General features: G+C 72.0%; 14 protein-coding genes. 6 read left to right on the forward strand and 8 right to left on the reverse strand.

What is annotated here, in order from left to right:
* The gene (locus tag C3E78_RS04435; protein WP_199906927.1) at positions 1-1,161 is read left to right on the forward strand and encodes a hypothetical protein; all 1,161 of its coding nucleotides are present in this window, start codon (positions 1-3) and stop codon (positions 1,159-1,161) included.
* Here the strand turns inward: C3E78_RS04435 and C3E78_RS04440 are convergent.
* From C3E78_RS04440 to C3E78_RS04470, 7 genes are all read right to left on the reverse strand, one after another.
* The gene (locus C3E78_RS04440) at positions 1,158-2,828 is read right to left on the reverse strand and encodes a PAS domain-containing sensor histidine kinase (RefSeq protein WP_108577172.1); all 1,671 of its coding nucleotides are present in this window, start codon (positions 2,826-2,828) and stop codon (positions 1,158-1,160) included. The two genes, C3E78_RS04435 and C3E78_RS04440, sit on opposite strands and share 4 nt — an antisense overlap.
* A complete protein-coding gene (locus tag C3E78_RS04445) occupies positions 2,828-3,904 on the reverse strand; it encodes a response regulator (protein WP_108577173.1) in 1,077 nt (358 codons plus the stop codon). The genes C3E78_RS04440 and C3E78_RS04445 overlap by 1 nt, the downstream gene beginning before the upstream one ends.
* A 71-nt stretch (positions 3,905-3,975) precedes the next feature.
* Positions 3,976-5,052 carry an alkene reductase gene (locus C3E78_RS04450; RefSeq protein WP_108577174.1) on the reverse strand — a complete coding sequence of 359 codons (1,077 nt, stop codon included), beginning with the start codon at positions 5,050-5,052 and terminating at the stop codon, positions 3,976-3,978.
* Between the two features lie 139 nt (positions 5,053-5,191).
* Positions 5,192-6,034, reverse strand: a complete 843-nt coding sequence (locus C3E78_RS04455) for a Rossmann-fold NAD(P)-binding domain-containing protein (protein ID WP_199906928.1) — start codon at positions 6,032-6,034, stop codon at positions 5,192-5,194.
* Complete coding sequence (locus C3E78_RS04460) at positions 6,019-6,786, reverse strand: SCO1664 family protein (protein WP_108577176.1); 768 nt, start codon at positions 6,784-6,786, stop codon at positions 6,019-6,021. Before C3E78_RS04460 ends, C3E78_RS04455 begins: the two co-directional genes overlap by 16 nt.
* Positions 6,783-7,343 carry a DUF3090 domain-containing protein gene (locus C3E78_RS04465; protein ID WP_108580745.1) on the reverse strand — a complete coding sequence of 187 codons (561 nt, stop codon included), beginning with the start codon at positions 7,341-7,343 and terminating at the stop codon, positions 6,783-6,785. The genes C3E78_RS04460 and C3E78_RS04465 overlap by 4 nt, the downstream gene beginning before the upstream one ends.
* A gap of 10 nt (positions 7,344-7,353) precedes the next feature.
* Positions 7,354-8,049 carry a histidine phosphatase family protein gene (locus C3E78_RS04470; RefSeq protein ID WP_108577177.1) on the reverse strand — a complete coding sequence of 232 codons (696 nt, stop codon included), beginning with the start codon at positions 8,047-8,049 and terminating at the stop codon, positions 7,354-7,356.
* 43 nt (positions 8,050-8,092) lie between these two features.
* Between C3E78_RS04470 and C3E78_RS04475 the strand changes: the two genes are divergently transcribed.
* The 3 genes from C3E78_RS04475 to katG all read left to right on the forward strand — a co-directional run bounded on the left by C3E78_RS04475 (position 8,093) and on the right by katG (position 11,781).
* A complete protein-coding gene (locus tag C3E78_RS04475) occupies positions 8,093-8,902 on the forward strand; it encodes an adenylate/guanylate cyclase domain-containing protein (RefSeq protein ID WP_108577178.1) in 810 nt (269 codons plus the stop codon).
* 133 nt (positions 8,903-9,035) lie between these two features.
* The gene (locus C3E78_RS04480; protein ID WP_108577179.1) at positions 9,036-9,482 is read left to right on the forward strand and encodes a Fur family transcriptional regulator; all 447 of its coding nucleotides are present in this window, start codon (positions 9,036-9,038) and stop codon (positions 9,480-9,482) included.
* A 31-nt stretch (positions 9,483-9,513) separates the two neighbouring features.
* Positions 9,514-11,781, forward strand: coding sequence for a catalase/peroxidase HPI (gene katG, locus C3E78_RS04485; protein WP_108577180.1), 2,268 nt, complete (start codon positions 9,514-9,516; stop codon positions 11,779-11,781).
* Between the two features lie 60 nt (positions 11,782-11,841).
* Here katG and C3E78_RS04490 read toward each other — a convergent pair whose 3' ends face one another.
* Positions 11,842-12,633, reverse strand: coding sequence for an SDR family NAD(P)-dependent oxidoreductase (locus C3E78_RS04490; RefSeq protein WP_108580746.1), 792 nt, complete (start codon positions 12,631-12,633; stop codon positions 11,842-11,844).
* A gap of 142 nt (positions 12,634-12,775) precedes the next feature.
* On the opposite strand from C3E78_RS04490, the gene C3E78_RS04495 reads away from it, so the two are divergent.
* Together C3E78_RS04495 and C3E78_RS04500 are read left to right on the forward strand one after the other, a co-directional pair.
* Positions 12,776-13,267, forward strand: coding sequence for a MarR family winged helix-turn-helix transcriptional regulator (locus C3E78_RS04495; protein WP_108577181.1), 492 nt, complete (start codon positions 12,776-12,778; stop codon positions 13,265-13,267).
* Between the two features lie 57 nt (positions 13,268-13,324).
* Positions 13,325-14,017 carry an NADPH-dependent F420 reductase gene (locus C3E78_RS04500; protein ID WP_108577182.1) on the forward strand — a complete coding sequence of 231 codons (693 nt, stop codon included), beginning with the start codon at positions 13,325-13,327 and terminating at the stop codon, positions 14,015-14,017.
* Positions 14,018-14,020 lie beyond the last annotated feature (3 nt).

Consider the following 14,020-nt stretch of genomic DNA (forward strand, 5'->3'; position numbering starts at 1 on the left):
GTGACCACCTCGTTGGTCGCCGCCTTGGCGATCTCGCGGCCGTGGGAGACGGCCGGACCCGTGGCGTCGGGTGAGGACGCCCCGGTGGTGCCCCCGATGCGCCCCTCCCAGCTCCCCGACAAGACCCGGTCGGTGAGCGTCGACTTCGCGACCGTCGTCGACCCGGACACCGACTGGTCGAAGGTCGCTGTCCGGCTCGACGAGGCGGGCGCCAACGCGGTCGAGCTCAACGCCGGGCGGATCGAGTTCACCGCCTTCGACTGGGAGGCCCACCCCGCGGCGGCCGCGGAGCCCGGCACCGACCACCTGGCCGTGGCGGCCCGGGCCCTCCACCGGGCGGCGGACGGGTCGAACCGCCAGGTCGGCCTGGTCGTCGACACCATGGCACCGAACTGGTTGGCGGACCACCCATCCGCCGCCGGGGTCTCCGTCGACGGACGCCGGTCGGTCTACCAGGCCTCGGCCAGCCAGCTCGTCGACGGCGAGGTCGGCCGACGCCTGGTCGACCTCGTCGGCGCGCTCTGCGAGCGCTACGACCCCGCCCAGATCTCGATCACCGAGCTCTTCCTCAGCGATTACACCTTCGGCAGCGACGACCGGCGACTCTTCGAGCGGATGACCGGCCGCAGCGACTGGCCGCGCACCAGCGACGGGTCGATCAACGAGGACGCGTCGAGCATCAAGGCGTGGCGCGCGGCGGTGATCGCCGAGCTGCTCGCGCGGATGCGGGAGCGGATGGACGCCACCCGGGACGGTGCGGGGTCGCGGATCGGCCTCGCGATGGACGTCCGGATCGACTGGAAGAACCCGGCCCGCGGAAACCTGATCAGCGGCCACGACTACGCCGTCCTGCTCACCCGGGTCGAGCGCCTGATCCTGTGGGCCTACCTCTACCGCACCCGTCGCCCGGAGGACCTCGACCGGGTGCTCGACCGGCTGAGGCGGACCGGGCTCGACATGTCGCGGCTGACGGTGTCGGTCGGGCTCTGGGAGCGACCGCCCAGTCGGCAGGTCGGGCCGATCGGCACGTCGCAGTTCCTCGCCGCGCTGCGGGCCGCGGAGAGCCACGGGATCACCTCGGTCAACGTGACACCGCTGTCGCTGATGTCGGATCCCTACTGGAAGGCGCTCGCCTCGGTGTGGAACCCCGACGGCGCCTAGTCCTGGTGGTCGCCGGGGCCCGCGGCGTCGGGCAGCCGGACGACGACCTCCGTGCCGCGTCCGGGCTCGCTGTCGATCGTGAGCGTGCCTCTGTGCTCCGACACGAGCGCCTGGACGAGCGTGAGGCCGAGCCCGACGCCCGCGATCCGGCGACGGCGGCTCTCGCGCGAGCGGTAGAAGGGCTCGGTGATGCGGCGCAGCTCGTCCGGTTCGATCCCGGTGCCGTCGTCGGCGACCCGGATCCGTGCGCCGCGGCTGCCGTCGGGCGCGGGCTCGGCCACCACCTCGACCCGGACCTGCCCGCCGGCGTGGCTGTACTTGACGGCGTTCGTGAGGAGGTTGTCGACGACCTGGCCGAGCCGCTGCGGGTCCGAGACGAGCGGCACGCGGTCGTCGCCGGACAGCTCCAGCGCCACGGCGGCGGCGTCCGCGATCGGCCGGACGCTGGCGAGCGCGGCCCGCACGACCTCGACGGCGTCGACCTCCTCGTGGGCCATCTGCTCGCCGGCGGCCAGGCGGGCGCTGAGGAGCAGGTCGTCGACGAGGCCGCGGAGGCGGCGGGCGTTGCGGGCCAGCACCTCGACGTACTCGCGCTGCTCCGTCGTGAGCCCCGCGGGGTCGAGCCGCAGCAGGTCGACGTAGCCGAGGATCGAGACCAGCGGGGTGCGCAGCTCGTGGGTGACCAGTCCGATGAACTGCTCCTGCCGCTCCTCCTCCTCCTCGCGCGCGGTCACGTCGGTCGCGACGACGAGGTAGCCCTCCGGCGAGGCCGGCCCCAGCCCCGAGCCCGGCTCCGACGCAGGCTCCGCCGCGTTGCCCGGTCGGGGCGTCACGACGTACTCCACGACGCGCGGGGAACCGCCGATCGACCGTCGCCACAGCGAGACGTGCGAGCCGCCGTCGGCCGCCGCCCCGACGAGCCCGGCCAGCGATGCGCCGTCCTCGCCCATCAGCCGGGTCAGGTCGGTGCCCACCAGGCGGTCGGCGGGAGCCTCGAAGAGTCGCTCGGCGCCACGGCTCGCCGCCACCAGGCGGCCGGTCGCGTCGGTCGCCATGATCGCCTGCTCGGACGCGGCGGACATGATGCTGCGCATCAGGTTCTCGGCCGCCGCCAGGCTGCGCTCGTGCCGGCGGACGGTGGAGATCATCGCGTGGGTGTGGACCATCAGGGCGCAGATCATCAGCGCGGTGACCGCGCCGTGCAGCACGGGGTAGAACCGGTCGTCGTCGGTGAGGAACACCGGGGCGAAGCAGGCGAGGGTGACGGCGAGGAGTCCCGCGAGGAGCGGGAGGAGGCCGGGGACCAGCGCGAGAGCGATGCCGGGGATGAAGAGCAGCACGGCGACCGAGCCGCTTCGGTCCCCGCTGCCGAGGTCGAGCAGGGACACGGCGAGGATCTGGCCGAGGGGGAGCAGCAGCATCCACCCGCCCGGCAAGCGCGCCGGCCGCGCCAGGATCGCCAGCGCCTGGACCGTGAGGCTCACCGCGACCGCGGCGACGACGAGCGGGTCGCGAGTGGGCAAGGGGATCTTGGAGACGATCAGGGCCACCAGGACGACCAGCAGGGTGAACGGCAGGTGGCGCCAGCCCGACGCGTCCGGCGTCGGCCACGCGTCAGCGACCCGGCGGGTCAGTCCGCGCACGCGCGTGCCGGCCACCGTGGTCATCAGCCGCCGCCGCCGTGCGCGGTGTCCGCCGCGGAGTCGTCCACGGCCTGCGTCGTCCGCACCGTGGTCGTGGCGCGCACCGTCTGGGTCACCCGGACGGTCTCGAGCGGCTCGGCCTCCAGGGCTCTGCTGAAGCGGGCCCAGTAGCGCGCGGTCGCGCGGACCACGTCGGGCTGGATGTAGTCGCGATGCCTCTGCGAGACGAAGGCGGCGAGCATCTCGAGCTTGGTGTCGATGAACCCGTCGACGGTGACGAAGCGGTTGGGCCGGAAGTCGACGGTGGACGACGGGCTCTGGAAGCACCACAGGTCGGCCACCGACCGCGCGCCGACCTCCACGGCGTCGTGCACGGCGCGGTGGTCCTGGTGGCGGTCGTGGATGCCGTGGGTGTAGATGCGGTCGGGGTCGACCTCCGCGACGGCCCGCTCGACGGCCCCGATGAGGCCGTCCGCGGGTGACATCCGGGTGTCGGCGAAGTCCAGGTGGATCAGCCGGGCACCGACCACGGCGGCCGCGTGCATTGCCTCCTGATGGCGGAGGTCGGTGCTCCCGCCGACCGCGCCGCCGGACAGGATGAGCGTGGTGAGCTCGTCGCCGGCCGCCGCGTGGGCCGCGAGGGTCGCACCGACCCCGAGCTCGACGTCGTCGGGGTGTGCGCCGATCGCCAGCACCCGCAGCCGGGACGGGGCGCGGCGGCTGCGGGCCAGCTGCGCCAGCTCGCGGACCCGCCTGAGCAGGTCCTCGGCCCCGATCGGCTTGGCGATGAAGTCATCGGCGTCCTCGCGGAGCGCCTCGACAGCGTGGTCGAAGGTCGGGTAGGCGGTGAGGATCAGGATCGCGACGCTCGGGTTGATCGTGCGGAACTCCGGCAGCGCCTGCAGCCCCGAGCGGCCCGGGAGCCGGATGTCGGCCACGAGCACGTCGTAGCCCTGCCGCCGCATCGCCGCGAGGGCCTCGTCGGCGGTGCCCGCCAGGTCGACCTCCATCCCGCCGAGTCGCTGGAGAGTGGCACGCATGAAGTTGGCCGCGTCCCGGTCGTCCTCGAGCACGAGCACCCGGATCGCGGCCTCGGCCATGGTTCCCCCTCGCGGACGACGTACATCCACGGTACGGCTCGGGGGGGCCCCTCGCCCGGCAGGCGAGCGACCTAGGCCTGGTCGAGGGTGGGGTAGTCGGTGTAGCCCTCGGCGCCGCCACCGTAGAACGTGTCGGGGTTCGGCTCGTTGAGCTCCGCACCGGTGCGCCAGCGGGTCGCCAGGTCGGGGTTCGCGAGGAACGGCCGGCCGACCGCGACGAGGTCGGCCAGCCCGCCGTCGATGATCTGCTCGACCTGCTCGAGATCGGTCACGTACGCGAACCCGGTGTTGGCGATGAACGTCCCACCGAAGCGGCTGCGCAGGTCCTGCGTGAGCTCGGCGGTCGGGTCGGCGAGCACGCTGAGGTACGTCAGCCCCATGGGCGCGAGCCCGTCGACCAGGTGGGTGTACGTCGCCCGGACGTCGGCCGGGTCCTCCTCGACGGCGCCCTGGATGTTGTGGGCGGGGGAGATGCGGATGCCCACCCGGTCGGCGCCGATCGCGTCGGCGACGGCAGCGGTGACCTCGAGCGTCAGGCGGGCGCGGTTGTCGGGGGACCCGCCGTACTGGTCGGTGCGCTCGTTCGAGGACGGCGCGAGGAACTGGTGCAGCAGGTAGCCGTTGGCGGAGTGGATCTCGACGCCGTCGAGACCTGCCTCGACCGCACAGCGCGCCGCGTGGACGAACTCCTCGACGACGCCGGGGATCTCGTCGGTCTCGAGGGCGCGGGGGACGACGTGGTCGACGGATCCGTCCGCGGTGACCATCCTGCCTGGTGCGGGGATCGCGCTCGGGGCGACGGTCTCGAGGCCGTGCTTGTTGTCGGGGTGGGCGATGCGTCCGACGTGCATGAGCTGCACCACGATGCGACCGCCGCGGGCGTGGACCGCGTCGGCGACGGCGCGCCAGCCCTCGACGTGCTCCGGCGTGTGGATGCCGGGGGTGTCGAGATAGCCCTGGCCGACGGCACTCGGCTGCGTGCCCTCGGTGATGATGAGGCCGGCGCCCGCCCGCTGGGCGTAGTACGTCACCGCGATGTCGCGCGGCACCTGGTGCTCACCGGCCCGGTTGCGGGTCAGGGGCGCCATGACGAAGCGCTGCGGAAGGTCCCACGTGCCGACCTTGATGGGCTCGAAGACGTCAGTCATGCGTGCTCCAGGAGTTGAGGAAGACGCGATCGATGGACACGCGTCACGGTGGTCAACGCCGTCACAGGCGGCACATTCCGGGCGGACCCTGTGGCAAACCGGACACCGTCTCGGGATGCGAGCGACTGTCGTTCGTGCCTCAGGCCTGGTAGCCCTCGCGGTAGGTGGGGTGCTCGGGGACCCACCCGGTGGAGCGGAGCCGGGCGTTGGACAGGCGCCTCCCGTGCCCCAGCGCAGGATCGGCGGCCGGCGGTTCCGGGACGTCGAGGCCCGTCGCGAGGTGCGCGGCGACGTCGCCCAGCAGCGCCGGCTCGTCGTCCGTGCCGATGTAGAGACCGGCGGGCGTCCCGTCGAGGGTCAGCAGGTGCACGGCCGCGCCCGCGGCGTCGTCGCGGTGGATGCGGTTGGTCCAGCGGTTCGGGTCGGTGACCTCGCCCGCCCGTACCTGTTGGAGGAGCCGCGGCTCGCTGTGGCCGTACAGCCCCGAGAGCCGCAGGACGGTGCCGGTCGGCACGCGGCGGGTGAACACCCGCTCGGCCTCCAGGAGCATCCGCGCGGGACCGTCGGACGGCAGCGGCGTCGTCGTCTCGTCCAGCGGTGCGTCGGAGGTGGCGTCGCCGTAGACCCCGGTCGAGGAGATCAGGACGGCACGACGTGGCACCTGCCCCGCGGAGTCCAAGGCGTCCAGTGCGCGGGCCATGCCGTCGACGTACGTCGCGCGGTAGCTCTCCTCGGTGCGGGGACGTGCCGTGAGCGTCACGACCAGCAGGCCCAGCGCGAGCGGAGGCAGGACCGGGACCTCTCGGCTGAGGTCGGCGGAGACCCCCACCAGGGGTGGGGGCACCAGGTCGGCGCGCCGTCGGATGGCCACGACGCCGTGCCCGCGGGCCGCGAGTCGCAGGCCGATGTCCGCGCCCAGGTCGCCGCAGCCGACCATCAGGACGTCCGGCAGGCTCTCGTCGTCCATCAGAACGGGGGCCACGGGATCGGGGGCATCTCGCCCCGCGGCGCCGGGAAGCGGGCGGTGCGGAGCAGCCGCTCGCAGCGTCCGATGAGGGCGGCGATCTCGAACGGCTCGACCAGTGGCGCCAGCACGGCCGCCAGCTCCTCGTCGAGGGCCCGGCGCACGCGCTCGACGCCGGCCAGCTCGTCCTCGGACAGGTCCTCGCCGATCCACCCCCACAGGACGGTGCGCAGCTTGTGCTCGGCGTGGAAGGTCAGGCCGTGGTCGATGCCGTGCCGGTGACCGCTCACCATCTCCAGGACGTGCCCGCCCTTGCGGTCGGCGTTGTTGACGACGATGTCGAAGACCGCCATGCGTCGCAGCTCGGGGGAGTCCTCGTGGATCAACGACACCGGACGGTCGTGGGCGTCGAAGCCGTCGAAGACGTGGCGCCAGCCCTGCTCGGGCACCGCGTCGCTCGGGACGAGGTCGACGGCGTCCTGCGTCGGGTCGACGTCCTGCCAGAGCTGGACCATGCCGGGGCCGAGGGGGCCGTCCCGGAGCCAGGTGCGGGGCACGACGTCCCAGCCGAGCACCTCGGACACGAGGTACGCGGCGACCTCGCGGTGCGCGAGGCAGCCGTCGGGGAAGTCCCAGAGCGGACGCTCGCCCGAGATGGGCTTGTACGCGACGGCCACCTCGCCGATGCGTCCGACGAAGGTCGCGTTCGAGGCCGGCATGACCCGGCTGGTGACCTCGAGATCGCCGTCGAGGTCGAGGTCGGTCGTCACCGGAACCCTTCGGGCAGCTCGCAGACGTGCTCGTCCGAGTCCATCGGCAGGCTGCACAGCGGGCAGATCGGCCGACCCGCCCCGACCACCTCGCGCGTCCGCTTGGAGAACGCGCGGGCGCTGCCGACGGGGATGCGCACGACCAGGACCTCGTCGGGCTCGACCTCGTCCAGGTCGATGGTCTCGAGCTCCTCGGCCTCGACCACGAGGATCGGGAACGCCTCGATGACCATCTGGGCCGTCGTCGGGTCCCAGCCGAGGCTCATGGCGCCCGCGCGGAACTCCTCCTCGACGGGCTGGTCGAGCGGCGCGTTGTCGACGAGCGGGGCGGGGGGGAGGGCGGGGACGCTGAACGGGTTGCCGTCCTCGGCCATCAGTCCGTCGAGGACCTCCTCGATCTTCTCGGCCAGGGCCGCGGCCTGCTCCTTCTCGATCGCGACGCTCACGATCTTCTTGCCGGCGCGAGCCTGCAGGAAGAACGTCCGGGCGCCGGGTTCACCGACGGTTCCGACGACGAAGCGGTCCGGCCAGTCGAATCCGTGGACGAGGGGTGGCATGCGGTCCATGTTAGGCGGGCCCGCCCGGGCCCGCGCCGCCGCCGACCTGGGCGTCCGGCGCCGGCGGTGCCGCACGGAGCCAGGACAGGTCGCCGGCATCGGTGTTCGTCGCGACGACGTCGGGACGCGCCGCGCCGTACCGCACGATCGAGACCGACGCCGGATTGACGTTGATGCGCTGGAACAGGTCGAGGTGCATGCCCAGGGCATCGGCCAGGATCGACTTGATGATGTCCCCGTGGCTGACCGCGACCCAGACGGCGCCGGGCCCGTGCTCGGCCTCGAACGCGGCGTCGTGCCGGCGGATCGCCGCGACGGACCGGGCCTGCATGGCCTGGAGCGACTCCCCGCCGGGGAACACGGCCGCCGACGGCTGGCCCTGCACGACCTTCCAGAGGTCCTCCTTGGCGAGCTCGCTGAGCTTGCGGCCCTGCCACTCGCCGTAGTCGCACTCGGTGATGCCGCGCTCGGCGACCGTCGCGGGTGGGTCGGCCTGGTGGTGCAGGATCGCCCGGGCGGTCTGGCGGCAGCGCTCGAGCGGGCTGGTGACCACGCCCGCGACCGGCACGACGGCGAGGCGCTCGCCCGTCCGCGCGGCCTGCGTGCGTCCGGTCTCGTCGAGCCGGATGCCGGCAGTCCGTCCGGCGAGGACGCCGCTCGCATTCGCGGTGGTGCGTCCGTGCCGGACGAGGATGACGGTGGCCATGCGGCTGATCGTAGACGGGGACCGAAGCCGCTAGGTTGGTGGCGTGTCAGCCCTGGAGGTCGTCCTGGCAGCGTCGACCGCTGTGCTCGCGGCGGCGCTCGTGGTCACGTTCGTCCGTCTGCGTGTCGCCCGCCGCCAGGTCGCGAGGCTGCAGGAGGGACGGCGGCGGCCGGACCGGTCCCGCCTCGTCCCGACGCCGACCGAGGCCGTGCGCACCGTGGTCGGCACGGCGTTGAGGGTGCGCGACCAGGGGCTGGGCGGCGTCATCCGCAGCTCGATCGACGACCTGGCCCAGTGGGCCGACGTGGAGCGCCCCGACCTGGCGCGCCTGGCGTCCGCCGACGGGACCGTGACGATCCTGTTCTCCGACATCGAGGACTCGACCGCGCTGAACCACCTGCTCGGCGACCGTGACTGGGTCCGCCTGCTGGCGCGCCACGACCGGCTCGTGAAGCGCGCCGTCGCCGCGCACGACGGTCACGTCGTGAAGACGCAGGGCGACGGGTTCATGGTGGCGTTCGCCGAGGCGTCCGAGGCCGTGGGTGCCGCGTGCGCGATCCAGCGCGCGCTCGCCCGTGTCCGGCCCGGACGGAAGCTGGACGGGATCCGGGTCCGCGTGGGTGCCCACCGCGGCTCCGCGGTGCACCGCGACAACGACCTGTTCGGGCGCAACGTCGCGATCGCCGCGCGGGTCGCGTCGCAGGCCGACGGGGGAGAGGTGCTGGTCAGCGAGGCGGTGCTCGCAGCCGTCGGTGAGGACGCGCTTCACGTCCTGGACAGTCGCGAGGTCGAGCTCAAGGGCGTCCCGGGCACGCACTGCCTGCACCGGATCGACTGGGCGGCCGGATCCTAGGCCGAAATCCCCGCCGGGGCGGTGTTTTTGCCACCGTACGAGGCGAGATCCGCGCTCATATGGTGACGCATCCACCGCCCCCGCCGACGAGCGTTTTCTTGACTGACTCAAGAAAACCGCTAGACTCGTGGCGATGACCCGGACCGCAGAGATCGAGCGCACGCTTCGCGAGGCCTCCCTGCGTGTCACGCGCCCCCGCATCGCCGTGCTGGCCGCCGTCCACGAGCATCCGCACGCCGACACCGACGCGATCATCGAGGCGGTCCGGTCCACGTCCGGCGGGGTGTCGCACCAGGCCGTCTACGACGTCCTGAAGGCGCTGACCTCTGCCGGCCTCCTGCGCCGCATCCAGCCCGCCGGCGCCACTGCGCGCTACGAGGTCCGCGTCGGCGACAACCACCACCACCTCGTGTGCCGCTCCTGCGGCACGATCGTCGACGTCGACTGCGCCGTCGGCGAGGCCCCCTGTCTCACCGCCTCGGACCACCACGGATTCGTGGTCGACGAGGCGGAGGTCGTGTACTGGGGCATCTGCCCCGAGTGCGCTGCTTCCCCCAGCACCACCTCTGCCCGCAAGTGACCGCCAGCTCGACCCGTTCGGAAGGAATTACATGAACGACAGCCAGACCCCCGAGAGCCCCCAGGGCATCGATCGCAAGGCCGAAGCCGGGTGCCCCGTCATGCCTGACTCGGCGGCTGCCCACGGCAGCGAGAGCGAGAACCCGGCGATCGACTCGCCGACCCCCAAGACCGGTGGCCGTCCGCGCACCAACAAGGACTGGTGGCCCAACCAGGTCGACCTGTCGGTGCTGCACGCGCACTCGTCCAAGAGCAACCCGCTCGGCCCGGACTTCGTCTACGCCGAGGAGTTCAAGAAGCTCGACCTCGCGGAGCTGCGTCGCGACGTCGTCGAGGTGCTCAACTCCTCGCAGGACTGGTGGCCGGCTGACTTCGGTCACTACGGCGGCCTCTTCATCCGCATGAGCTGGCACGCGGCCGGCACCTACCGCATCTTCGACGGCCGTGGCGGCGCCGGCGAGGGCAACCAGCGGTTCGCGCCCCTCAACAGCTGGCCCGACAACGCCAACCTCGACAAGGCCCGTCGTCTGCTCTGGCCGGTCAAGCAGAAGCACGGCCAGAAGATCTCCTGGGCCGACCTGCTGGTCTTCGCCGGCACCGTCGCGATGGAGGACATGGGCTTCACCACCTTCGGCTTCGCCTTCGGCCGTGAGGACGTCTGGGAGCCCGAGGAGATCATCTGGGGCCCGGAGGACACCTGGCTGGGCGACGAGCGCTACAGCGGTGACCGCGAGCTCGAGGAGGCCCTCGGCTCGGTCCAGATGGGTCTGATCTACGTCAACCCCGAGGGTCCCAACGGCAACCCCGACCCGGTCGCCTCGGCGCGCGACATCCGCGCCACGTTCGCCCGCATGGCGATGAACGACGAGGAGACCGTCGCGCTGATCGCCGGCGGACACACCTTCGGCAAGACCCACGGCGCCGGCGATGCCGATCTCGTCGGCCCCGAGCCCGAGGCCGCTCCGCTGGAGGAGCAGGGACTGGGCTGGAAGAGCGAGTACGGCACCGGCAAGGGCGCCGACGCGATCACGTCCGGCCTCGAGGTCACCTGGACCTCGACGCCGACGCGCTGGAGCAACGACTTCTTCAAGTTCTTGTTCAAGTACGACTGGGAGCTCACCAAGAGCCCCGCAGGTGCGTTCCAGTGGGTCGCCAAGGACGCCGAGGACATCGTCCCCGGCCCCGCCGCGGACTCCCCGAAGCGCAAGCCGACGATGCTCACGAGCGACCTGGCCCTGCGGTTCGACCCCGAGTACGAGAAGATCTCGCGCCGCTTCCTGGAGAACCCGAACGAGTTCTCGATCGCGTTCGCCAAGGCTTGGTACAAGCTGCTGCACCGCGACATGGGCCCCGTCGACCGCTACCTCGGTCCCTGGGTCCCGGAGCCGCAGCTGTGGCAGGACCCGGTGCCCGCGCCCCAGGGTGACCTCGTCGGCGACGCCGACATCGCGTCGCTGAAGGCGAAGGTCCTGGACTCCGGTCTCTCGATCTCCGAGCTCATCGGCACCGCATGGGCGTCGGCGGCCACGTTCCGCTCGACGGACAAGCGGGGCGGCGCCAACGGTGCCCGCATCCGCCTCGAGCCGCAGCGCAGCTGGGCGGTCAACCAGCCCGAGCAGCTCGCGACCGTCCTCGAGAAGCTCGAGGGCATCCAGGCCGAGTTCAACGCCGCCGGTGGCGCGCAGATCTCGCTGGCCGACCTGATCGTCCTGGCGGGCAACGCCGCGATCGAGAAGGCCGCTGCGGACGCCGGTGTCGAGATCACGGTCCCGTTCCACCCGGGTCGTGGCGACGCCACGCAGGAGCAGACGGACGTCCACTCCTTCAAGGTCCTGGAGCCGCGGGCCGACGGCTTCCGCAACTACCTGCGGGCGGCCGACAAGCTCTCGCCGGAGGCGCAGCTCGTCGAGCGGGCCTACATGCTCGACCTGACGGCTCCGGAGATGACGGTGCTCGTCGGCGGCATGCGTGCCCTCGGCGGCAACGTCGACGGTGCGCAGCACGGCGTCCTGACGGACCGTCCCGGCGTCCTGACGAACGACTTCTTCGTCAACCTGCTCGCACCCGGTGCGCGCTGGAAGGCGTCGGAGTCGGACGAGCACGTCTACGAGATCCGCGACGCTGCCACGGACGAGCTGAAGTGGACGGCCACGGCCGTCGACCTCGTGTTCGGCTCGAACTCGCAGCTGCGGGCCCTCTCCGAGGTCTACGCGTCGGGCGACGCCCGCGAGAAGTTCGTCGCGGACTTCGTCGCGGCCTGGACCAAGGTCATGGAGCTGGACCGCTTCGACCTGAAGTGATCCACGCCTGAAGCAGAACCCCGAGGGGGCCGGTCGCGTTCGCGGCCGGCCCCTTCGGCGTCACAGCATGGTCGTCAGGACTCCGCCGTCGGCACGGACGGCCGCGCCGTTCGTGGCCGAGGACAGCGGGCTGGCCAGGTAGGCGGCGAGGTGGGCGATCTCGGCCGGCTCGATGAACCGCTCCAGCAGCGTCGTCGCGTTCTGGCCGATGATCGAGTCCTTCATCGCCTCCTCCGGCAGGTCCTGGGCCCGGGCGATCTGTCCGACGGTCTGCGCGACGCCGTCGGAGTAGGTCGGCCCCCCGAGGATCGTGTTGACGGTCACCTCGGTGCCCCGGGTGAGCTTGGCCAGCCCGTTCGCGAGGGCCAGCGCCCCGGCCTTGGTCACGCCGTAGTGCACCATGTCGGCCGGGACGTTCACGCCCGACTCGCTGCCGACGAAGATGATCCGTCCCCAGCCCGTGGCCAGCATGCTGCCGAGCACGTGCCGGGAGAGCCGGACGCTGCTCATGAGGTTGACCTCGAGGTAGCGCTGCCAGTCGTCGTCGGAGATCTCGGTGAACGGCTTGACCTCGAACAGGCCGACGTTGTTCACCAGGATGTCGACGGAGCCCAGCGACTCGAGCAGCCGCGTCACCTGCTCGGCGTCACCGAAGTCCGCGGCGAGACCTGAGACGTCCGCGCCCGGGGCTGCTTCCCGGAGGCTGGCCACGGCGGTGTCGACCCGCGTGGCGTCTCGTCCGTTGACGATGACCGACGCGCCCTCCGCGAGGAGTGCCTCCGCGATCGCGTAGCCGATTCCCTGTGTCGATCCGCTGATGAAAGCGGTCTTGCCGTTGAGCTGAAGATCCATGATGGTGTCGTCTCCTGGGGTCGTGCCGCCCATGACGGCACCGGTGATTACTTTCCTGGTCAAGTGAAGAGTAGGTCGCGTCACTTTCCCAATCAAGTGAAACGGGCGCACGGTGGGCGTGACTTCGCGTACTGTTGCGCTCATGCCGGATCCCCGTACCCCTGCCGAGCTCAGCGGTGAGGACCTCGAGACCTGGTCCGCGCTGGCGACCCTCCTGGAGTGGCTGCCCGCCGCGCTCGACAGCCAGCTGCAGCGTGACGCCGACCTGACGCACTTCGAGTACGGCGTCCTGTACGCGCTCGCGACGGCTCCCGACAGCACGCTGCGCATGAGCGTCCTGGCCGGCTACGCCAACAGCTCGTTGTCCCGACTGTCCCGGGCGGCGTCACGGCTCGAGACCAGGGGCTGGCTGCAGCGCTCGAGCGACCCGGCGGACGGGCGCTACACGCTCGCGACGCTCACCGACACGGGCCGGCGGAAGGTCGAGGAGGCCACCCCGGCGCATGTCGAGACCGTTCAGCGGCTGGTCCTCGCCCCGCTGACGCAGGCGCAGACCCGGCAGCTCAGGGAGATCAGCCGGCGGATCACCCGCTCGATCCGGGACGAGGGCGCCTGGAGCCCGCTCGGCACCTGACCGCGAGCGGAACATGGACGGGACATCTGGCGTTGCCTTGGCTGGAGAGGAGTCGTCATGACGACCATCGGCATCCTGGGCGCCGGCCAGGTGGGAAGCACCTTGGCCCGCGCATCGATCGCGGCGGGCTACGACGTGGTGATCGCCAACTCGCGAGGTCCTGAGACGCTGCGCGGGCTGGTCGACGAGCTCGGTCCGCGCGCACGAGCCGCGTCCCCCGCGGAGGCCGCGGCCGCAGCCGACTTCGCCGTCACCGCGTTCCCGTACGCCCCGGACGTGCTGCCGCCGGTGGAGGCGCTCGCAGGCAAGGTCGTCATCGACAACAACAACTACATGGCCTGGCGCGACGGGAGCTGGCCCGAGATCGAGTCCGGTCGCACGACGATCCACGAGCTGCGCCAGCAGCAGCTGCCCACCTCGAAGATCGTGAAGGCGTTCACCCACGTGCAGTTCCACGCGCGGTCCCCGATCCGTGTCCCGGACGACCGGCTGCCTGCGCTGATCCGGCTGGCCCGGCCGGCCGGACACCCCGAACGGAAGGCGCTGGCCGTCTCCAGCAACCACCCCGAGGCGGTCGAGCTGGTGACGCGCTTCTACGACGACCTGGGGTTCGACGCCGTGGACAACAGCCCGCTGAGCGAGTCGTGGCGCAGCGCCCCCGGCACCCCCATGTGGCGGCACCACGTCGACGGACAGAGTCGCGAGGAGCTCATCCGCAACCTGCGGCGGGCGGAGCGCCCGGTCGGCTGACGG

This window comes from Aeromicrobium chenweiae, assembly GCF_003065605.1.
GTDB lineage: Bacteria > Actinomycetota > Actinomycetes > Propionibacteriales > Nocardioidaceae > Aeromicrobium > Aeromicrobium chenweiae.

Bases quoted from the DNA above. Each gene is read 5' to 3' on its own strand.
- C3E78_RS04445 (WP_108577173.1), bottom strand. From the start codon at position 3,904: ATGGCCGAGGCCGCGATCCGGGTGCTCGTGCTCGAGGACGACCGGGAC.
- C3E78_RS04465 (WP_108580745.1), bottom strand. From the start codon at position 7,343: ATGCCACCCCTCGTCCACGGATTCGACTGGCCGGACCGCTTCGTCGTC.
- C3E78_RS04440 (WP_108577172.1), bottom strand. From the start codon at position 2,828: ATGACCACGGTGGCCGGCACGCGCGTGCGCGGACTGACCCGCCGGGTC.
- C3E78_RS04490 (WP_108580746.1), bottom strand. From the start codon at position 12,633: ATGGATCTTCAGCTCAACGGCAAGACCGCTTTCATCAGCGGATCGACA.
- C3E78_RS04495 (WP_108577181.1), top strand. From the start codon at position 12,776: ATGCCGGATCCCCGTACCCCTGCCGAGCTCAGCGGTGAGGACCTCGAG.
- C3E78_RS04450 (WP_108577174.1), bottom strand. From the start codon at position 5,052: ATGACTGACGTCTTCGAGCCCATCAAGGTCGGCACGTGGGACCTTCCG.
- katG (WP_108577180.1), top strand. From the start codon at position 9,514: ATGAACGACAGCCAGACCCCCGAGAGCCCCCAGGGCATCGATCGCAAG.
- C3E78_RS04500 (WP_108577182.1), top strand. From the start codon at position 13,325: ATGACGACCATCGGCATCCTGGGCGCCGGCCAGGTGGGAAGCACCTTG.
- C3E78_RS04480 (WP_108577179.1), top strand. From the start codon at position 9,036: ATGACCCGGACCGCAGAGATCGAGCGCACGCTTCGCGAGGCCTCCCTG.
- C3E78_RS04470 (WP_108577177.1), bottom strand. From the start codon at position 8,049: ATGGCCACCGTCATCCTCGTCCGGCACGGACGCACCACCGCGAATGCG.